This window comes from Shinella sp. GW835-FHT14H05 (assembly GCF_058793575.1).
In genome coordinates, this window is the sequence record NZ_JBXAFY010000001.1 from 1,078,508 (window position 1) to 1,097,134 (window position 18,627).

General features: G+C 64.2%; 19 protein-coding genes. 10 read left to right on the forward strand and 9 right to left on the reverse strand.

Translation table 11 applies throughout. From position 1 onward, the window contains the following. Positions 1–48: 48 nt before the first annotated feature. Positions 49–648 carry an SCO family protein gene (locus AC1Q6Z_RS05310; RefSeq protein ID WP_492646969.1) on the reverse strand — a complete coding sequence of 200 codons (600 nt, stop codon included), beginning with the start codon at positions 646–648 and terminating at the stop codon, positions 49–51. Between the two features lie 113 nt (positions 649–761). Then, positions 762–920, reverse strand: a complete 159-nt coding sequence (locus AC1Q6Z_RS05315; protein ID WP_492646970.1) for a hypothetical protein — start codon at positions 918–920, stop codon at positions 762–764. A 292-nt stretch (positions 921–1,212) separates the two neighbouring features. On the opposite strand from AC1Q6Z_RS05315, the gene AC1Q6Z_RS05320 reads away from it, so the two are divergent. The 3 genes from AC1Q6Z_RS05320 (at position 1,213) to AC1Q6Z_RS05330 (ending at position 4,216) form a co-directional block, all read left to right on the forward strand. Then, the gene (locus AC1Q6Z_RS05320) at positions 1,213–3,186 is read left to right on the forward strand and encodes a methyl-accepting chemotaxis protein (RefSeq protein WP_492646971.1); all 1,974 of its coding nucleotides are present in this window, start codon (positions 1,213–1,215) and stop codon (positions 3,184–3,186) included. Positions 3,187–3,188: 2 nt separating this feature from the next. Further along, positions 3,189–3,653, forward strand: coding sequence for a chemotaxis protein CheW (locus AC1Q6Z_RS05325; protein WP_256117111.1), 465 nt, complete (start codon positions 3,189–3,191; stop codon positions 3,651–3,653). A gap of 200 nt (positions 3,654–3,853) precedes the next feature. Next, entirely contained in the window at positions 3,854–4,216 is a 363-nt protein-coding gene (locus AC1Q6Z_RS05330) for a hypothetical protein (RefSeq protein WP_492646972.1), read from the forward strand. A 51-nt stretch (positions 4,217–4,267) separates the two neighbouring features. On the opposite strand, the gene AC1Q6Z_RS05335 is transcribed toward AC1Q6Z_RS05330, so the two are convergent. The 7 genes from AC1Q6Z_RS05335 to AC1Q6Z_RS05365 all read right to left on the reverse strand — a co-directional run bounded on the left by AC1Q6Z_RS05335 (position 4,268) and on the right by AC1Q6Z_RS05365 (position 10,597). Further along, entirely contained in the window at positions 4,268–4,774 is a 507-nt protein-coding gene (locus tag AC1Q6Z_RS05335; RefSeq protein ID WP_492646973.1) for a CreA family protein, read from the reverse strand. 60 nt (positions 4,775–4,834) lie between these two features. Beyond that, positions 4,835–5,581: a copper homeostasis protein CutC gene (locus AC1Q6Z_RS05340; protein ID WP_492646974.1), complete on the reverse strand. Its 747-nt coding sequence runs from the start codon at positions 5,579–5,581 to the stop codon at positions 4,835–4,837. Positions 5,582–5,604: 23 nt separating this feature from the next. Beyond that, complete coding sequence (locus tag AC1Q6Z_RS05345) at positions 5,605–6,660, reverse strand: dipeptidase (protein WP_492646975.1); 1,056 nt, start codon at positions 6,658–6,660, stop codon at positions 5,605–5,607. 82 nt (positions 6,661–6,742) lie between these two features. Next, positions 6,743–7,903, reverse strand: a complete 1,161-nt coding sequence (nagA, locus tag AC1Q6Z_RS05350) for an N-acetylglucosamine-6-phosphate deacetylase (RefSeq protein ID WP_492646976.1) — start codon at positions 7,901–7,903, stop codon at positions 6,743–6,745. Next, positions 7,900–8,922, reverse strand: a complete 1,023-nt coding sequence (locus tag AC1Q6Z_RS05355; protein ID WP_492646977.1) for an SIS domain-containing protein — start codon at positions 8,920–8,922, stop codon at positions 7,900–7,902. Before AC1Q6Z_RS05355 ends, nagA begins: the two co-directional genes overlap by 4 nt. A 26-nt stretch (positions 8,923–8,948) precedes the next feature. After that, entirely contained in the window at positions 8,949–9,713 is a 765-nt protein-coding gene (locus tag AC1Q6Z_RS05360) for a GntR family transcriptional regulator (protein WP_492646978.1), read from the reverse strand. Further along, positions 9,710–10,597: a glucosamine kinase nucleotide-binding domain-containing protein gene (locus tag AC1Q6Z_RS05365; protein ID WP_492646979.1), complete on the reverse strand. Its 888-nt coding sequence runs from the start codon at positions 10,595–10,597 to the stop codon at positions 9,710–9,712. The genes AC1Q6Z_RS05360 and AC1Q6Z_RS05365 overlap by 4 nt, the downstream gene beginning before the upstream one ends. 197 nt (positions 10,598–10,794) lie before the next feature. Between AC1Q6Z_RS05365 and AC1Q6Z_RS05370 the strand changes: the two genes are divergently transcribed. The 7 genes from AC1Q6Z_RS05370 to AC1Q6Z_RS05400 all read left to right on the forward strand — a co-directional run bounded on the left by AC1Q6Z_RS05370 (position 10,795) and on the right by AC1Q6Z_RS05400 (position 18,626). Beyond that, positions 10,795–11,688: an N-acetylmuramic acid 6-phosphate etherase gene (locus tag AC1Q6Z_RS05370; RefSeq protein ID WP_492646980.1), complete on the forward strand. Its 894-nt coding sequence runs from the start codon at positions 10,795–10,797 to the stop codon at positions 11,686–11,688. Between the two features lie 44 nt (positions 11,689–11,732). Beyond that, entirely contained in the window at positions 11,733–12,992 is a 1,260-nt protein-coding gene (locus tag AC1Q6Z_RS05375) for an ABC transporter substrate-binding protein (RefSeq protein ID WP_256117097.1), read from the forward strand. A 286-nt stretch (positions 12,993–13,278) separates the two neighbouring features. Next, entirely contained in the window at positions 13,279–14,229 is a 951-nt protein-coding gene (locus AC1Q6Z_RS05380; RefSeq protein WP_492646981.1) for a carbohydrate ABC transporter permease, read from the forward strand. A 15-nt stretch (positions 14,230–14,244) separates the two neighbouring features. Next, positions 14,245–15,084 carry a carbohydrate ABC transporter permease gene (locus AC1Q6Z_RS05385; protein WP_256117094.1) on the forward strand — a complete coding sequence of 280 codons (840 nt, stop codon included), beginning with the start codon at positions 14,245–14,247 and terminating at the stop codon, positions 15,082–15,084. Further along, positions 15,081–16,136, forward strand: coding sequence for a Gfo/Idh/MocA family protein (locus tag AC1Q6Z_RS05390; protein ID WP_492646982.1), 1,056 nt, complete (start codon positions 15,081–15,083; stop codon positions 16,134–16,136). The genes AC1Q6Z_RS05385 and AC1Q6Z_RS05390 overlap by 4 nt, the downstream gene beginning before the upstream one ends. A 10-nt stretch (positions 16,137–16,146) precedes the next feature. Continuing rightward, complete coding sequence (locus AC1Q6Z_RS05395; RefSeq protein ID WP_492646983.1) at positions 16,147–17,148, forward strand: ABC transporter ATP-binding protein; 1,002 nt, start codon at positions 16,147–16,149, stop codon at positions 17,146–17,148. 191 nt (positions 17,149–17,339) lie between these two features. After that, the gene (locus AC1Q6Z_RS05400) at positions 17,340–18,626 is read left to right on the forward strand and encodes an efflux RND transporter periplasmic adaptor subunit (RefSeq protein WP_492646984.1); all 1,287 of its coding nucleotides are present in this window, start codon (positions 17,340–17,342) and stop codon (positions 18,624–18,626) included. Position 18,627: the final 1 nt, after the last annotated feature.

Here is an 18,627-nt window from a genome sequence, read left to right on the forward strand (position 1 = left end):
TAGCATGTCCGAAAGCCGAGGGCAAAGGCGGATCGCCCGCCGCGCCGCTTATCCCTTGATGAGGTTGGCGAGCTTCTGTTCGGCGACGTCGGCATTTTCGCCGTAGGCGATGGTGCCGGTGAAGCGGCCGGTCGCGTCGAGCAGGAAGACGGACGCGGTATGGTCCATCGTGTAGTCGCCGTCGGGCTTCTTCTCGTCGAGCGGCACCTTGCGATAGTAGACGCGGAAGCCCTTGACCATTTCCAGAACCTTTTCCGGCGGGCCGGAAATGCCGGTGATGCGCTTGGAGACGTTGCCGACATATTGGCCGATCAGTTCCGGCGTATCGCGCTCCGGGTCGACGGTGACGAAATAGGCCTGCATCTTCGAGCCGTCCGGGTCGACCTTGCTCAGCCAGCCGTCCAGCTCGAACAGCGTGGTCGGGCAGACCTCCGGGCAATGGGTGAAACCGAAGAACAGGGCGGTCGGCTTGCCGGTGAAGGCCTTTTCGCTGATCGGGTTGCCATCCTGCGCGACGAGCGTGAAGGGCACGCCGAACGGGCCGCCCGTCACCTCGTTCTTCGCGCCGGTCATTTCCAGCGTCAGCCAGCCGAGCAGCGCGGCGACAAGGGCGACGGCGATCCAGAGTACGAGGCGCAGGGTCTTCATGGCAGTCCTTCGATAGGGCTATGTCGGCAGGTGTTTGCCGGCGTCATAGTCCTTCGCCGGGGCTGGAGCAAAGGCGCCAATTGCCGCAACGGGAAATGCTCGCGGGATTGTGATCAGAAGCACCAGGACATGCCGGATTCCGCAAGGCTCAGGAAGATCGCCGAGCCATGCTCCAGCCAGCCGGCAAAGGCGGCAGTGGCGGCCATGACGCCAAGGCCGAGCGCGACGAGCGCAGCGGGCAGGGCGATATATCGGCTGGTGGTCTTTTCCATGCGCGCGAGTATAGCGTGAAACGGCAGGTTTTGGAACCGCTCCCCCTCACGCAACGTGTGGTAATCCGGCTGATCGGAATCTATCAATTTTTACTAAAATACAGGTTCCCGCACTCAATCCTTAGCCATTGTTTAATCTCTCTTTGTCACGGTCCGGATACGCATAAGGGCCGGAATCGGTCCATCGGGCATGATGTCCATCGACCGGGGGAGACGGCGAGGAAGCGTATTTCACCCAGGATCCAGAAGGGATGCCACGGCGAGGGCCGGGCTCGATCGGGCGAACCGCATCATGTCTCACGAAAATTCAGCGAAGAGCCGGACCCTTTCCGTCAGTTCTCGCCTTGCGACGCTCGGCGCCGCCGCGTTCCTCGGCTTCGGCGCGATGCTTGCCGCCGGCTGGTACGGCGGCACGACCATCCGCGCGGCCTCCGAGGCCGCCGTCTCCATCCAGAATCACGTTGATGTTGTGGAGGCCATGCGGCTTGCCAATGTCGATCTGGTGCTCGTCGCGATGGACAGCATCATCGATCGCGACGAGAAGGCCATCCAGCCGGCGCGGCTGGAAACCATCGCCGCATCGCTGAAGACGCTGAAAGATGGTGTGGAGGGGGCTAACGCCTTGGCCGTAGAGCTCGGCAAGCCGGCCGCTCTCGATTCGTTTACGGGCGATCTGCAGCAGATCGAAACCGCGATAGCCGTTGACCTCAAGAAGATGATAGAGCAGGGCGCGCCGATTGAGTCCTTCTCGGCGATCGACGACGCCATCGACAGCGGCGGCGAGCGCATGACGACAACGCTCGGCGCGCTCGCAGAAGAAGGCTCGGCGCTGCTCGAGGCGCGCGTCAACGATGCGCAGCATGCCTCGTCGACATCCATCCAGTACCAGATCGCCATCGGCTTTTTGGGCATGATCACGCTGCTCGGCATGATCGTCTATCACGGCAACATGCTGCGCCGGGGCATCTTCGCCGTGCGCGACAGCATGCAGCGCATTCTGTCCGGCGACCTCAACACCGCCGTTGCCGCCACCGAACGGGGCGACGAGATCGGCGAGATGGCGCGCTCCGCAGAGGCCTTCCGCCACGCCGCCGTCGAAAAGCGCGCGCTGGAACAGGCGAACGAAGAGACCCGCGCGAAAATCGAGACCGAGCGGCATGGCCGCGAGGCCGTCGCCCGGGACGACGAACAGCAGGTGAAGGTGGCCGTCGAGGCGCTCGGCCGCGGCCTCAACCGGCTGTCGGACGGCGACCTGACGGTCGTTTTGCTCGATCCGTTCCGCGCCGATCTCGAGCAGTTGCGCACCGACTTCAACAACACCGTCGAGCGCCTGCGCAATGTCATGGCCGAGGTGAAGGACAATACCGGCTCCATCCAGTCGAACAGCGGGCAGATGCGCGCTGCCGCCGACGACCTCGCACGCCGGACCGAGCAGCAGGCGGCCTCGCTGGAGGAAACCTCCGCCGCACTCGAAGAGATCATGACCACGGTGCGCACGGCGACGGCGCGCGCTGAAGAAGCCGGCCAGATGGTCGACTCGACTAAGGCGAGCGCGGTGGAATCCGAGCGCATCGTCAGCGACGCCATGGCGGCCATGCAACGCATCGAAGGCGCATCCAGCGAGATCGGCAAGATCATCAACGTCATCGACGAGATCGCCTTCCAGACCAACCTCTTGGCGCTGAACGCCGGTGTCGAAGCCGCCCGTGCGGGCGAGGCCGGCAAGGGCTTTGCGGTCGTGGCGCAGGAGGTGCGTGAACTCGCCCAGCGCGCGGCCGGTGCCGCCAAGGACATCAAGAGCCTCGTCACGCGCTCCTCGGAAGAGGTGAAGACCGGCTCCCGCCTGGTGCAGGCGACCGGCGAATCGCTCGGCCGCATCGGCGGCGACGTTCTGCGCATCCACGAGCACATGAGCTCCATCGTCACCGCCGCCCGCGAACAGACGAGCGGTCTCCAGGAAATCAACGTCGCCGTCACCCAGATGGACCAGGTGACGCAGCAGAACGCCGCCATGGTCGAGGAGACCAATGCGGCAAGCCATACGCTGGCCCAGGACGCGGAAAACCTCTCGCGCCTCGTCGGCCAGTTCCAGATCCGCGAGGGCGCACGCGCCTCCGTCGGTAGCCCGAGGGCGGTCTCCACCGCCTCCCGTCCCGCCCCGTCCCCGGCAAGAAACCTTGTCTCCAAGGTTGCCGGAGCATTCAGCAGCAGTGCAGCGTCCAGAGGCAATGCCCAGGCCGCCGCCGAGAACTGGGAAGAGTTCTGATAATGTCCAACGCCATCAAACAGTCCGGCGCCTTTCTCGAAATCGTCTCCTTTCACTTAGGGGAACAGGAATTCTGCATCGACATCATGGCCATCCGCGAAATCCGCGGCTGGGCACCGGTGACGCCGATGCCGCATACGCCGCCCTACGTGCTCGGCCTCATCAACCTGCGCGGTGCCGTTATTCCGGTCATCGACATGGCCTGCCGCCTCGGCATGAAGATGACGGAGCCGTCCGAGCGTTCCGCCATCATCGTCACCGACATCGCCGGCAAGCTGGTCGGCCTGCTGGTCGAGCAGGTCTCCGACATGATGACCATCAAGAGCGAAGACCTCCAGCCGGCGCCGGAAATCATTCCGGAAGCCCAGCGCGCCTTCTGCCGCGGCATCGTGGCGTTGGAAAAGTCGATGGTCTGCTTCCTCAACCTCGACACCGTCATCGCCGACGAACTCGCCCAGGCCGCCTGATCGGGCCTAGGGAAGCATCTCGGGCCTTGTGCACCCGACCGTTTTTCGGTCGGGTGCTTTTGCATGTCGGCAAGTAGTTCCATCAGAATTTTCAAATATCTCCAGTTTTGAGTGCACAATCTTGTGATGATTTATTAGGAACCAAGCGAAGGTGTTTCCGTTTCCTTCATGCCTCTACAGAGAAACAATGGAGAATTCCCATGAAGAAGACAGTCACCATCGCTCTTGCTTCGCTTCTCGCCATCGCTCCGGCCGCCGGCATCGCCTATGCGCAGGATGCGACGGCACCCATGACATCCGACGGCATGTCGACGGGTTCCATCGCTGCCGATAGCGTTGACGTCGTGAAGATTTCCTCGCTTGAGGCCGATGACAGCCAGCGCGGCGAGGCCGAGCGCCTGACACTGAAGGCAAACGATCCGGCCACCATGGAAAAGGTTCAGAGCGAGTTGCAGGGCGTGCCGGGCCTGGCTGACGCGCTGGCTTCCAAGAACGTCCAGCTGCAGAACGTCGTGGAAATCCAGACCTCTGCTACGGGCGGCAAGGTCGTCTACGTCAAGTAAATGGCTAGTCCGCAAAAAATGCCCCGGGCCTTTCAGGTGCCGGGGCGTTTTTTATGGTTTGCCGTTTTCCCAGGTGACCGTCTCGCCGTAGAGCGGCACGGTGGAGATCGACATCTTTGCCGATCCCTCGGTCAGCTCGCGCGAATGGGCGAGGTAGATCAGCGTGTCGTTCTTCTTGTCGTAGATGCGAGTGACGATCAGCGCCTTCCAGATCAGCGACAGGCCGGACTTGAAGACTTCCTCGCCCTCGCGGTCGAGCCCGATGTCGCCGATGGTGATCGGGCCGGTCTGCTGGCAGGATATCGCGTTGTTCGAGGGATCCTCGAACCAGTTGCCCTTTTTCAGGCGGTCGATGACGGAACGGTCGAAATAGGTGACGTGGCAGGTGACGCCGGAGACCTCTGGATCGGTCACCGCATCGACATAGATATCATTGCCGATCCAGTCCACGCCGACCTTGCCGACGGTCTCTGCGGTCGCAGGCACCACGGCGAGCGCCATAAGGCCGGCGGCGATGACCGTGCGGGGGCGGAAAGAGGCAAAAGTCTTGAGCGGCATCATTGGTCTCCTTGTTCCGCTATCACGTAAGGGACGGACCGCCGCTTGCAAGGTGGCGCGTCAGGATTTCGCGGCGGCGATGGTGGCGCGCACGGCGTCCCTGTCGGTCAGCGTCAGTTCGTATTCGCGGTCCTTCTCCGTGCCGCCCATGCCGACATGCGGATTGCGGAAGGTCATGCCGCTCGGCACGGTCGTCAGCGCAGCGAAGTGCAGTTCGGTCAGGCCGGTCTCGTCGCGGACCTTTTGAATGTTTTGCGCATCGAGCGCGCCGCAGCCCATGACGGTGATGCGGCCGGCAGCCTGTTCGTGGGCGCTTTTCAGGATGACGACGCCGTCGAGCGCGGTGTCGCGCTGGCCGGAGGTCAGCACACGGTTCACGCCGCAGCGGATGAGCGCTTCCAGCGCCTCGCGGGCATCCGCCGTCATGTCGAAGGCGCGGTGGCAGGTGACGGACATCGGGCGCGCGGCCTCGACCAGCGTTTTGGTGCGCGCCTCGTCGATTCGGCCGTCCGGTGTCAGGCAGCCGATGACGACGCCCGCGACACCCTCCTCGCGCAGCGCCTTGATATCCTCGACCATCGTCTCGAATTCCGTTTCCGAATAGAGGAAATCGCCGCCGCGGGGGCGAATGATGACGTGGACGGGGATTTTTGCTGCCTTTACGGCGGCGCGGATGGTGGCGAGGCTTGGCGTCAGGCCGCCTTCGACCAGGCTCGCGCAGAGCTCCACCCGGTCGGCGCCGGCGTCCTGCGCAGCGAGGAAACCGTCGATGCCTTCGACGCAGAGTTCGATGAGGGGCTTGGTCATGGCGTTCTTCCGCAGATTTCAGGTCAGGCTTCGCGCCAGACGGTTTTCAGGAGCCGCAGCCAGTTTTCCCGGCAGAGCTTCGCAAGGTCGTCCTCGCCATAGCCGGCGGCGCGTAGCGCCTCGACGAGCGCCTGGTTGCCGGCGGCGTCGCCGATCGCGGCGGGGATGGTCGCGCCGTCGAAATCCGAGCCGAGCGCCACGCAGTCGATGCCCATGCGCTCCACCATGTGGTCGATGTGGCGCACCGTGTCGGAGAGCGGCGTATCGGCATTTTCGAGGCCGTCGGGGCGCAGCATGGTGGTGGCGTAGTTGAGGCCGGCAATGCCCTTGCGCTCGCGGATCGCGTCGAGCTGGCGGTCGGTGAGGTTGCGCGAGATCGGCGTCAGCGCGTGCGCATTGGAATGGGTGGCGACGAGCGGCGCGGTGCTGGTGCGCTCGACGTCCCAGAAACCTTGTTCGGTAATGTGGGCGAGGTCGATCATGATGCCGAGGCGGTCGCAGGCCCTGACCAGCTCGAAGCCGGCCTCGGTGAGGCCGGGGCCGGTATCGGGCGAGGAGGGGAAGGCGAAGGGCACGCCGTGGCCGAACAGGTTGTGGCGACTCCAGACAGGGCCGAGCGAGCGCAGGCCCTTGGCATGGAAGGTTTCGAGGTTCGAGAGGTCTTCGGCAATCGGCTCGCAGCCCTCGATATGCAAGACGGCGGCGAAGCGGCCGCTGTCCATCGCGGCGCGGATGTCTGCCGTGGAGCGGCAGATGGCGAGGCCGCCGGCCTGCTCCAGTTTGGAGGCGATGTCCGTCATCTCAAGCGCGATCTTCAGCGCCTCGGCCTGATCGCGCGGACCGACCATGCGGACACTGTAATGGCCGTTCTGGTCCACCTCGCGGGCCGGGTAGTCTTCCTTCGGCGGGATGAACATGGCGCAGAAGCCACCGGCCAGGCCGCCCTTGCGGGCGCGGGGCGCGTCGATATGGCCCTTGTCCGTGCCCTCGACGAATTCGGCGATCGGGTCGGCTCCCTTTTGCGCGTTTTCCCAAAGGCGCAAGAGAACGTCGTTATGGCCGTCGAAGATCAATTGCATGTGCCGCTCCGAAAAAGAAACGCATCCGATCGCTTGGGTAGAACCGATTCCGCCGATGCCTGCAAGGCGACGGCGGTCGCTCTCAGGCGGCGAAGACCGGCGTGCCGGCAATCCAGGTGGAGACGACGTCGACATCGCGGCCGATGACGGCGAAGTCGGCATCGTGGCCATGGGTGAGGCGGCCCTTGCGGCCGGTCATGCCAATGGCTTCCGCCGGATAGAGCGAGGCCATGCGCAGCGCTTCCTCCAGGCCGATGCCGGCGTGGTCGCGCATGAAGCGGATGCAGGAGGCCATGTCGATATCGGCGCCGGCCAACGTGCCGTCGGCCAGCGTCAGGCGCCCGCCCTCGCGAAAGATTTCGCGACCGTTGAGGAAGAAGCTCGTCATGTCGGTGCCGATGGTCGACATGGCGTCGGTGACGAGGAAGATGCGGCCGGGGCCGCGTTTTGCCCGCAATGCGACGCCGATCGAGGCGGGATCGACGTGGAAGCCGTCGGCGATCAGACCGGCATTCAGGTGACCGAGGTCCAATGCGGCGCCGACCATGCCGGGTTCGCGGTGGCCGAGTGGGCTCATGGCATTGAAGAGGTGGGTCATCATGCTGGCGCCCGCCTCGACGGCGGCAGCCGCCGTGCGGTAGCCGCAATCCGAATGGCCGAGGCTGACGGTCACGCCGGCGGCCTTGAGCGCGGCGATCTGCGCGTTGCTGGCGTTTTCCGGCGCGAGCGTCATCAGCAGCGCTTCGAGGCCCTGGCGGGCTGCGATGGTGCGGTCGAGATCGGCCTGTTCCATCGGGCGGATCAGCTGCGGATCGTGCGCGCCCTTGCGGGCGACGGAGAGATGCGGGCCTTCGAGATGCAGGCCGAGGAAGCCGGGCACGCCGGCCTTGCGGGCCGCAAGGCCGGCGGCGATCGTCTCGGCGGTCACCGCGCGGTTGTCGGTGATCAGCGTCGGCAGCAGCGCGGTGGTGCCGAAGCGGGCATGGGCGGCGCAGATGGTGCGGATGCCTTCGAGATCCGGACGTTCGTTCAGCAGCACGCCGCCGCCGCCATTGACCTGGAGGTCGATGAAGCCGGGGACGAGCGACAGCCCGTCCATCGGCACGATGCGGGCATCGCCCGGCACCTCTTTCCGCGCGACGATGCCGGCGACCTTGCCGCCGTCGATCACAAGCGCACTGTCCTCATGCCACAGATCGCCGTCGAAAATCCGGGCGCCGGTAATGGCGGTGCGCGCAGTCATCGGGTTTCCGTCACTTTCTTGAGGTTGACCGGCTTATCGGGATCAAGGCCGCGGCCGCGCGACCAGGCTTCGACGAAGCCGTAGAAGGGCACGATGAGCGCCAGCGCATCGGTGATCGGGTGGCCGGTGGCGACGAAGGGCAGTTTGCGCGCGCTTTTCGCACCGGCGGCGGTGACGCCGGCATAGGCGCCGCGATCGGCGAGGCTGTCTGCCATGCCGGTGACGGAGGCTTCCGCCGCGTCGCGGGCGGCAAGGGCCACGACCGGGAAGGACGGGCCGACGAGGGCGACCGGACCGTGCAGCACTTCCGCGGAGGAATAGGCCTCGGCATGCATGCCGGAGGTTTCCTTGAACTTCAGCGCCGCTTCGCTGGCGATTGCCAGACCCGGACCGCGGCCGAGCACATAGAGCGACTGGGCGTCCTTGAGGTCGCCGGCAAGCTCGCTCCAGTCGAGCGCCACGGCCTTGGCGAACTGTTCCGGCAGGTTCTTGACGGCGCGGTCGAGGTCCTTGTCACCCGTCCATTCGGCGAGCACGGCAAGGCCGGCGACGATGGAGTTCACGTAGGATTTGGTGGCGGCAACGCTGATTTCCGGGCCGGCCGACAGATCGAGCGAATGCAGGCAGGCGTCGGCCAGCGGCGAGGGCAGCGTGTTGGTGAGCGCAATCGAGATCGCGCCGCCCTTCGTGGCGCCCTCGGCCATGGCGACGATGTCCGGGCTCTTGCCGGACTGGGAGATGGCGATGGCGGCGGCACCGCCGAGCTTCAGCTTGGCGCCGTAGATGGAGGCGAGCGACGGGCCGAGGGAGGCGACCGGCCGGCCGGCGGTGAGTTCGATCGCGTATTTCAGGAAGAGGGCGGCGTGGTCGGACGAGCCGCGGGCGACGGTCACGAAGAACTGCGGGTCGCGTTCGCGCAGCGCCTTGCCGGCCGCCGTGATGGCGCTGGCGGAATTGGCCAGCAGGCGGGCTGCCGCTTCCGGGATCTCGTTGATTTCTTTCCGCATGTTGGTCTGCATGGCATTACCTTTGTCTGTTTGGACGCTTACGTCTCGGAAAGCGTCAGTTCGGCGACGAAATCGTAGGCGTCGCCGCGATAGATCGACCGGGTGAATTCGACGACCCGGCCGGAACGAAGATAGGAGACCCGCTCGATGGAAAGCCCTGCCGATCCGGCGGGCACGCCGAGCATGGCGGCATCGGGGTCTTTCATGTTGTAGGCGGAAATGCGCTGCACCGCGCGCACCGGCCGGCAGCCGCGCTTTTCCAGCGCCGCATAGAGCGAGCCCTGCACCTGCAACGGATCCGGCAGGAATTCTGCCGAGATGCAGGCGCGCTCGATGGCGAGCGGCATGTCGTCGGCGACGCGCAGGCGGCCGAGGCGGGCGACGAGGGCGTCGGCGGGCAGGCCCAGCATCATCATCTCGTCGGGCGAGGGGTGGAACAGGCCGCGGTCGAGCCATTCAGCCTTGGTCATTAGCCCGCGGCGCGCCATGTCCTCGGTGAAGGAGGTGAGGCGGGAGAGCGACTGCTGCACCTTGGCGACCGGTTTGGCGACGAAGGTACCAGAGCCGTGGCGGCGCACGAGCAGGCCATCCTTGACGAGGTCGTCGACGGCCTTGCGCACCGTGACGCGGCTGACATTGGCGTGGTCGGCAAGGTCGCGTTCGGCCGGCAGGGCATCGCCGTGGTTCAGCTTGCCGGAGGTGATGGCGTCTTCCAGCGTCTGGCGCAGTTTCAGGTAGAGCGGGCCGGGCACGCCCGATTGCAGGCTTTCCGGGGTGAGGATCGCGGCGAGGGGCGTGCTCATGCGGCGGCTCCCGTGCGCTGTCTGTATCGGTTGGCGGCGAGAGCCACGGCGCCCGTCAGGGCATCCGCTTCGGCCTCCACCAGGATCGACCGGTGCCGCTCGGACAGCCATTCCGGATAGAGCGGTGCCAGCCCGCCGAGCAGGCAGAGGCGCGGTGCGCCGGCAAGCGCCATGATGGCATCGAGGGAGGCGTTCACCGATGCGGCCCCCGCCTTGACGATGGCGATCGCCTGCGGGTCGCCCTGACGCGCATGGTCGAAGACCAGAGGGGCGTAGCGGCCGAAATCACCGGGCTTGGAGAGACGGGCGAATTCGACGATGCCGCGCGGATCGTGCTTGAATTCGTCCAGCACGGCCTCCGTGACGCCCGAGCGGGGAATGACGCCGTCATGAGCGAGCAGCGCTTCCTGCAACAGGGCATGGCCGATACGCGCGCCGCCACCGAGGTCGCCGACGGTAAAGCCCCAGCCGCCGATATAGCGGACCACATTGTTCTTGCGCCCCATATAGATGGAGCCGGTGCCGAGGATCGCCACCGCGCCGTCCTCGTCGCCGATCGCGCCCTGGAGGGCGATCAGGCCGTCGGAATCGATGTCGGTGTGGCTGAAGGGTAAGCGGTCGTGCACATAACGGGTGAGATCACCAACATTGGTGCCGGCAAGGCCGAGAAAGGCGGAGGCGCCGGCGACACCGGCTTCATCGAACCCGGCGTCGCGATAGGCGGCCTTGGCGGCTTCCGTGATGGAAATGATCGCATTGTTGGGGTCGGTCAGGATATTGGCCGCGCCGCTCTTGCCGCGGCCGAGAATGACGCCATGCGGGTCTGCGACCGCGGCACGGCAACTCGTTCCTCCCCCGTCGATACCGAGAATGTAATCCGTCATGGGCACCTCCGGAGACAACGATACCAAAAAAATACCATTAACCAAGGGGTATGGTGGTATCGAAAATAAGCTTTCTTGCAAATTATTGATTTTAAATAATAAAAATATTGAAGACCAAAAAAGTGGTCTCAAAAATTAATTTCCTATGGACAATTGGTATTTTTTTGGCATTAATTTCGGCCAGAGGAGATATGGCGATGACTGCAGGCAGGACCGAGGGCAGGCATGATCAGGCAAGCGGGCTCGACGAGCGTCAGCCCGTGGATGTCCTGAAAGTGCTTGCCGATGCGCAGAAGGCCGCGGCCGCCGTGGTCGATGCCGCGCTCGTCGATATCGCCGCCGCGGCGCGCCTTGCCGCCGATGCAATTCTGGCCGGCCGCCGCCTCGTCTATGTGGGCGCCGGCAGCTCCGGCCTGATGGCCATGGCCGATGCACTCGAACTTCCCGGCACCTACGGCATTGCCCGCGATCGCATCGTCATCCTGCTGGCCGGCGGTGCCGCCAGTCTCGAAGATCTCGCCGGCGGTTATGAGGACGACCGCGAGCTTGCATTTAACGATGCCTCGGCTGCTTCGATCGGTGCGGGCGACTGCGTGATCGCGGTTTCCGCAAGCGGCAGCACGCCCTATGTGCTGGCGATCGCCGATTATGCCCGGGAGAAGGGCGCTTCCGTCGTGGCGCTTGCCAACAATCCGGGTGCGGTGCTTTTCGATGGCGCCGATGTCTCGATCCTGTTGCAGACGCCGCCGGAGGTGATTTCCGGCTCGACGCGCATGGGGGCGGGCACGGCCCAGAAGATCGCCTTCAACCTGTTTTCCACGCTGGTCGGCGTGCACCTCGGCCATGTGCACGATGGCCATATGGTCAATCTCAAGGCCGACAATATCAAACTGAAGGGGCGGGCCTGCCGCATCGTGTCCGACATTTCCGGTGTCGGGCTCGACGAGGCGGAACGCCTGCTTGCGCGTTCCGAAGGCTCGGTCAAGACGGCCGTCCTGCTCGCCGCGGGGGTAGAGGACGCCAGCGTCGCCGCGGCGGTGCTGGAGCGGTCGGGGCAAAGCCTCCGGCGCGCCCTCAAGGCTCTCGGATAACATGGTCTCAAAACGCGCTGCGGCGCATAAAAGGGGAGAATGAAATGACACGCAACGCAATCAAGGGGCTGCTCCTTGCCACGAGCATTCTCGGCACGGCCGGGCTCGCGCAGGCGCAGGACGTGACGCTCACCATCGAAAGCTGGCGCAACGACGACCTGTCGATCTGGCAGGAAAAGATCATCCCGGCTTTTGAGGCCAAGAACCCCGGCATCAAGGTCGTCTTCTCGCCGACTGCGCCGACCGAATACAACGCCGCGCTGAACGCCAAGCTCGACGCCGGTTCCGCAGGCGACCTCATCACCTGCCGTCCGTTCGACGCCTCGCTGGAACTCTTCAACAAGGGTCACCTTGCCAGCCTGAACGACCTGCCGGGCATGGAGAACTTCTCCGACGTCGCCAAGTCCGCCTGGACGACGGACGATGGCGCGACGTCGTTCTGCGTGCCGATGGCCTCGGTCATCCACGGCTTCATCTACAACAAGGATGCCTTCGACCAGCTCGGCATCGCGGTTCCGGCAACGGAAGCCGAATTCTTCGCCGCCCTCGACAAGATCAAGGCCGACGGCAACTTCATTCCGCTCGCCATGGGCACGAAGGACCTCTGGGAAGCCGCGACCATGGGCTACCAGAACATCGGCCCGACCTACTGGAAGGGCGAGGAAGGCCGCAAGGCGCTGATCAAGGGCGAACAGAAGCTGACCGACGAAGGCTGGGTCGAGCCCTACCGCGTGCTGGCCAAGTGGAAGGATTACCTCGGCGACGGCTTCGAAGCCCAGACCTATCCGGACAGCCAGAACCTCTTCACGCTCGGCCGCGCTGCCATCTATCCGGCCGGCTCGTGGGAAATCGGCCTGTTCAACACCCAGGCACAGTTCAAGATGGGCGCCTTCCCGCCGCCGGTGAAGAATGCCGGCGACACCTGCTACATCTCCGACCACAACGACATCGGCGTCGGCCTCAATGCCAAGAGCGCCAATTCGGAAGCCGCAAAGAAGCTCCTGACCTTCATCGCGTCCCCCGAATTCGCCGACATCTATGCCAACTCGCTGCCGGGCTTCTTCAGCCTGAATTCGACGGCGGTGAAGATGGCCGATCCGCTTGCCCAGGAATTCGTCTCCTGGCGTGAAAAGTGCCAGCCGTCGATCCGCTCGACCTACCAAATCCTGTCGCGCGGCACGCCGAACCTCGAAAACGAGACCTGGACGGAATCCGCCAACGTCATCAACGGCACGGATACGCCGGAAGTGGCTGGCGAGAAGCTCCAGAAGGGCCTCGACAGCTGGTACAAGCCGGCCAAGTAAGCCTTAATTTCGGCTGCTGAATTCTGCTTGAGGCGCAGGCGATGCTTGCGCCGGCCCTCTCCCCATCGATCCTGGGGGGAGGGATTTGAGGCAGTGCTGCTCGAAGCGACCGGCGCATGCCATCTCCCTTTTCGTCCCGGTGGACAGAGGGTGCCGAAGGGCAAATTCGGGGAGCGACCCCGGCACTATCGTGTATGCTGAAATCGTCATGTGCGGCACAACCGCCGCGCACGGCGTTCGTGCATGCGGACGTCAACGAACAAGAACCGGAGGGGCAAGCTGGGCCATGACCGACATACCTTCTTCCCATGATGCAACAGGGCTGATCAAGCGGCCAAAGCGCTGGCATATCGGCGTTTTCCTGCTGCCGGCCTTCATCGTCTATTCGGCGGTGATGATCCTGCCGCTCATCGAGACGCTGCGCCTCTCGCTGTTCAACACCGTTGACGGCCAGTCGACCTTCGTGGGCCTCGGCAACTTCAAGGTGTTGTTCGGCGACGAACGCTGGTCCGAGGATTTCTGGAACGCGCTGAAGAACAACGTCATCTTCTTCATCATCCATATGCTCGTTCAGAACCCGATCGGCGTGGCGCTGGCCGCCATGCTGTCGATCCCGAAGCTGCGCTTCGCTGCCTTCTACCGCACGGCGATCTTCCTGCCGACGCTTTTGTCCTTCGTCATCGTCGGCTTCATCTGGAAGCTGATCCTCTCGCCGATCTGGGGCGTGTCGCCCCACCTGATGGATCTCGTCGGCCTGAAGTCGTTCTTCTCGCCCTGGCTCGGCAAGCCGAACTCGGCGCTGATCGCCGTGTCGCTGATCTCGGTCTGGCAATATGTCGGCATCCCGATGATGCTGATCTATGCGGCGCTGCTCAACATCCCCGAAGAGGTGATCGAGGCCGCCGAATGCGACGGCGTGACGGGCTGGAGCCAGTTCTGGAAGATCAAGCTGCCGCTCATCCTGCCCGCCATCGGCATCATCTCGATCCTCACCTTCGTCGGCAACTTCAACGCCTTCGACCTGGTCTATACCGTGCAGGGCGCGCTGGCCGGACCGGACGGGGCGACGGACATTCTCGGCACGCTGCTCTACCGCACCTTCTTCGGGTTTCAGCTCCAGCTCGGCGACCGCTCGATGGGGGCGACGATCGCGACGGTCATGTTCCTCATCATCCTCGCCGGCGTCTCGCTGTATCTCTTCGTCATCCAGCGGCGCATCCGCCGCTACCAGTTCTGATCGGGAGGGCCGGATATGTCCAAAGCACGCCATTCGCTGACCCGTACCGGGCTCGTCCATCTGGCGCTGATCGGCTACGCGGTGATCTCCATCTTCCCCGTGTTCCTGACGCTCATCAACTCGATGAAGGATCGCAACGCGATCTTCCGCAATCCGATGCAGGTGCCGACTTTCGAGACCTTCGACCTCGTCGGTTACACGACGGTGCTGGGCCAGGGTGATTTCGCGACCTACTTCCAGAATAGCTTCATCGTGACGGTGGTCTCCATCGCGCTCGTGCTGCTGTTCGGCGCCATGGCCGCCTTCGCGCTCTCCGAATACCGCTTCCGCGGCAATATGCTGATGGGGCTCTACCTCGCCATCGGCATCATGATCCCGATCCGCCTCGGCACGGTGGCGATCCTCCAGGGCATGGTGGCGACGGGGCTGGTCAACACGCTGACCGCACTTGTGCTCGTCTATACCGCGCAGGGCATTCCGCTCGCCGTCTTCATTCTCTCGGAATTCATGCGGACCGTTTCCGACGACCTCAAGAATGCCGGGCGCATCGACGGGTTGTCGGAATATTCGATCTTCTTCCGCCTCGTCCTGCCGCTCGTCCGGCCGGCCATGGCGACGGTCGCGGTCTTCACGATGATCCCGATCTGGAACGACCTGTGGTTCCCGCTGATCCTGGCGCCGAGCGAGGCGACCAAGACGGTGACGCTCGGCTCGCAGATCTTTATCGGCCAGTTCGTCACCAACTGGAATGCGGTGCTGGCAGCGCTGTCGCTCGCGATCCTGCCGGTCCTCGTCCTCTACTTCATCTTCTCGCGGCAGCTGATCCGCGGCATCACCTCGGGAGCAGTCAAGTGAGTTCTGCCATTCGCGTTCTTTCCGCCGGCCTCGGCAATATGGGCCGCAGCCATGCGCTCGCCTATCATGAAAATCCGGGCTTCGAGATCGTCGGGCTCGTCAACCGCTCGAAGGTTGCAGTCCCTGCAGGGCTCGAAGGCTACGAGATCCTCCCGTCCTTCCACGAGGCGCTGAAGGAGCTGAAGCCGGAGCTCTGCTCGATCAACACCTATTCGGATAGCCATGCCGAATATGCGATCGCGGCGATGGAAGCCGGCGCCCATGTCTTCGTGGAAAAGCCGCTGGCGACCACGACGGCGGATGCGGAGCGGGTCGTGGCCTGCGCCCGGGCGAACGACCGCAAGCTGATCGTCGGTTACATCCTGCGTCACCATCCGTCCTGGATGCGGCTCATCGAGGAAGCGCGCAAGCTCGGCGGCCCCTATGTGTTCCGCATGAACCTGAACCAGCAGTCGAGCGGGCCGACCTGGGCGACCCACAAGGCGCTGATGCAGACGACGCCGCCGATCGTCGACTGCGGCGTGCACTACCTCGACGTGATGTGCCAGATCACCGACGCGAAACCCGTCGAGGTGCGCGGCATGGGGCTGCGTCTCTCCAACGAGATCGCGCCGGACATGTACAATTACGGCCATCTCCAGGTGTTTTTCGATGACGGTTCGCTCGGCTGGTACGAGGCGGGTTGGGGGCCGATGATTTCGGAAACGGCGTTCTTCGTGAAGGATGTCATGTCGCCGAACGGCTCGGTTTCGATCGTCATGGACCCGAACGCCAAGTCGGACGACATCGACACGCACACCAAGACGGCGGTCATCCGCCTGCACAATGCGGCCACCGGCCCGGACGGCAAGTTCCTGTCGCCGGACGAGGACCTGCGCATGGCGGGCGAGCCCGGCCACCAAGAACTCTGTGACCGCGAACAGGCCTTCGTGCTGAAGGCGATCCGTGAGGATATCGATCTCTCGCGCCACATGGACGATGCGGTGCAGTCGCTGAAAATCTGCCTCGCGGCCGATGAAAGTGTCAGAACCGGCCAACCGGTCAAGCTTTAAGGGGATATCAGTGGGCTCTCTTCAACTTAAATCCGTGCGCAAGTCCTTCGGCAATGTCGATGTCATCAAGGGCATCGACCTCGACGTGCAGGACGGCGAATTCGTCATCTTCGTCGGCCCCTCCGGCTGCGGGAAATCGACGCTTCTGCGCATAATCGCCGGCCTTGAGGATGCGACCTCCGGCTCAATCAGCATCGACGGGACGGAAGTGGCGACCGTGCCGCCGGCCAAGCGCGGCATCGCCATGGTGTTCCAGTCCTACGCGCTTTATCCGCACCTGACGGTGAAGGACAATATGGGCCTCGGCCTCAAGCAGGCGGGCACGCCGAAGGCGGAGATCGAAAGCCGCGTCGACAAGGCGTCGAACATGCTGTCGCTGGACAAATACCTGGCCCGCCGCCCGGCCGAACTGTCCGGTGGCCAGCGCCAGCGCGTCGCGATCGGCCGGGCCATCGTGCGTGAACCGAAGTTGTTCCTGTTCGACGAGCCGCTTTCCAACCTCGATGCGGCGCTGCGCGTCAACACCCGCCTGGAGATCGCGAGGCTGCATCGCGAACTCAAGGCGACCATGATCTATGTCACGCACGACCAGGTCGAGGCGATGACGCTGGCCGACAAGATCGTCGTGCTGGATGCGGGCGTCATCCAGCAGATCGGTTCGCCGATGGAGCTCTACAACCGGCCGGCCAACCTCTTCGTTGCCGGTTTCATCGGGTCGCCGGCGATGAACTTCATCGATGCGGGCCGGCTCGGTATTGCCGATGCGAAGACCATCGGTATCCGGCCGGAGCACCTGACCCTGTCGCGCGACAGTGGCGAGTGGCAGGCAAAAGCCGTGCATGTCGAACACCTTGGCGCCGACACGATCGTTTATCTCGAATCGGAAAAGGTGGGCTTCTTCACCGTCCGCCTGTTTGGTGAACATCACTATGCCGTCGATGACGTGGTCTTCGCCACGCCGGGCGCCGGCCAGTTGCATCGTTTCGATGCGAACGGCAAAGCGATACGTTGAGGACCCTCATCACGATCCGGTGATCAGGGTGGATTGCGGCAAGCCGAGCTGTGATCTACGATTGTCAAACGTCAGAAACTAACATACAGCCTTGTTTGTATGTTGCGGTGCGGTGGTCCTGTGATCACCGCACCTTCATGTTTTCAGCACCCTGCCGCCAATTCCGGCCGGCACTGCCTATGGAAGAACCCATGCGTTTCGCGAAACCGATTTCGATTGTGACCTTTGGCGCCCTTTTGATTCTCGCCGGCTGCCAGGAAGAACAGGCACAGCAGGGAGGCGCTGCATTTCCGCCGCCGCAGGTGGCCGTGGTCACCGTGAAGGCCGAGGACGTGCCGATCACCAACGACCTGCCAGGCCGCATTGCCGCGACCCGCACGGCGGAAGTGCGCCCGCGCGCGACCGGCATCATCATCGAACGCATCTTCGAGCAAGGTTCGCTGGTCAAGGAAGGCGACGTTCTCTACCGCATCGACCCGGCCTCGTTCCAAGTACAGGTCACCAGCGCCGAAGCGACGCTGCGCCGCGCCAGGGCCGTGCAGGCCCAGGCGCGCAACACCGCCGACCGCCAGGAGCAGCTTCGCAAGTCGAATGTCGCCTCCGCGCAGACCTACGACGACGCCGTAGCGCAGCTCGCACAGGCGGATGCCGATGTTGCGATCGCCGAGGCGAGCCTGGCGACCGCCAAGCTCAATCTCGAATATACCGACGTCAAGGCGCCGATCAGCGGCCGCATCGGGCGCGCGCTGATCACCGAGGGTGCGCTGGTTTCGGCCAACGGCACGGAAAATCTCGCGACGATCCAGCAGCTCGACCCCGTCTATGCCGACTTCACCCAGTCGGCGACGGACCTCATCCGGCTGCGCAAGGCGTTGCAGGACGGCGCCCTGATGGCTGACAACAATTCTGCGAAGGTCAAGCTGGTGCTGGACGACGGCACGGCCTATGCGCATCCAGGCAAACTGCTGTTCTCCGAAGCCGCCGTCGACGAGACGACCGGCCAGGTGACGCTGCGCGGCGAGTTCCCGAACCCGGACGGCGACCTGCTGCCGGGCATGTATGTGCGCGTGCAGATCGAGCAGGGCATCGAGAAGGATGCCGTGATCGTGCCGCAGCAGGCGGTACAGCGCGACGCGTCGGGCAGCGCGCTCGTCTACGTCGTTTCTGCCGACAACAAGGCCGGCACGCGCAGCGTGCGAGTCGGTCGTGCCGCCGGCACGAACTGGGTCATCACCGATGGCCTGAAGAACGGCGAAAAGATCATCGTCGAAGGCTTCCAGAAGGTCCAGCCGGGCGGCGAAGTCGTGCCGGCCGAATGGGATCCGAATGCGGTTGCCCGGGACTCGCAGCCGGCTGCCGAAGGTGACGCTGCCAAGACCGGTGAAGCCGGCAAGGCTGAAGACGGTGCTGCAAAGACCGACGAGGCTGGCAAGGCGGAAGGCGGCGAGGACGCCGCCAAGACCGAGCCGGCGAAGTGAG

Excerpts from the sequence above, each read along its gene's own strand:
- AC1Q6Z_RS05340 (WP_492646974.1), bottom strand. The coding sequence starts at position 5,581 with ATGACCAAGCCCCTCATCGAACTCTGCGTCGAAGGCATCGACGGTTTC.
- AC1Q6Z_RS05330 (WP_492646972.1), top strand. The coding sequence starts at position 3,854 with ATGAAGAAGACAGTCACCATCGCTCTTGCTTCGCTTCTCGCCATCGCT.
- AC1Q6Z_RS05360 (WP_492646978.1), bottom strand. The coding sequence starts at position 9,713 with ATGAGCACGCCCCTCGCCGCGATCCTCACCCCGGAAAGCCTGCAATCG.
- AC1Q6Z_RS05315 (WP_492646970.1), bottom strand. The coding sequence starts at position 920 with ATGGAAAAGACCACCAGCCGATATATCGCCCTGCCCGCTGCGCTCGTC.
- AC1Q6Z_RS05345 (WP_492646975.1), bottom strand. The coding sequence starts at position 6,660 with ATGCAATTGATCTTCGACGGCCATAACGACGTTCTCTTGCGCCTTTGG.
- nagA (WP_492646976.1), bottom strand. The coding sequence starts at position 7,903 with ATGACTGCGCGCACCGCCATTACCGGCGCCCGGATTTTCGACGGCGAT.
- AC1Q6Z_RS05320 (WP_492646971.1), top strand. The coding sequence starts at position 1,213 with ATGTCTCACGAAAATTCAGCGAAGAGCCGGACCCTTTCCGTCAGTTCT.
- AC1Q6Z_RS05380 (WP_492646981.1), top strand. The coding sequence starts at position 13,279 with ATGACCGACATACCTTCTTCCCATGATGCAACAGGGCTGATCAAGCGG.
- AC1Q6Z_RS05365 (WP_492646979.1), bottom strand. The coding sequence starts at position 10,597 with ATGACGGATTACATTCTCGGTATCGACGGGGGAGGAACGAGTTGCCGT.
- AC1Q6Z_RS05370 (WP_492646980.1), top strand. The coding sequence starts at position 10,795 with ATGACTGCAGGCAGGACCGAGGGCAGGCATGATCAGGCAAGCGGGCTC.
- AC1Q6Z_RS05375 (WP_256117097.1), top strand. The coding sequence starts at position 11,733 with ATGACACGCAACGCAATCAAGGGGCTGCTCCTTGCCACGAGCATTCTC.
- AC1Q6Z_RS05385 (WP_256117094.1), top strand. The coding sequence starts at position 14,245 with ATGTCCAAAGCACGCCATTCGCTGACCCGTACCGGGCTCGTCCATCTG.
- AC1Q6Z_RS05400 (WP_492646984.1), top strand. The coding sequence starts at position 17,340 with ATGCGTTTCGCGAAACCGATTTCGATTGTGACCTTTGGCGCCCTTTTG.
- AC1Q6Z_RS05355 (WP_492646977.1), bottom strand. The coding sequence starts at position 8,922 with ATGCAGACCAACATGCGGAAAGAAATCAACGAGATCCCGGAAGCGGCA.
- AC1Q6Z_RS05335 (WP_492646973.1), bottom strand. The coding sequence starts at position 4,774 with ATGCCGCTCAAGACTTTTGCCTCTTTCCGCCCCCGCACGGTCATCGCC.
- AC1Q6Z_RS05310 (WP_492646969.1), bottom strand. The coding sequence starts at position 648 with ATGAAGACCCTGCGCCTCGTACTCTGGATCGCCGTCGCCCTTGTCGCC.
- AC1Q6Z_RS05325 (WP_256117111.1), top strand. The coding sequence starts at position 3,189 with ATGTCCAACGCCATCAAACAGTCCGGCGCCTTTCTCGAAATCGTCTCC.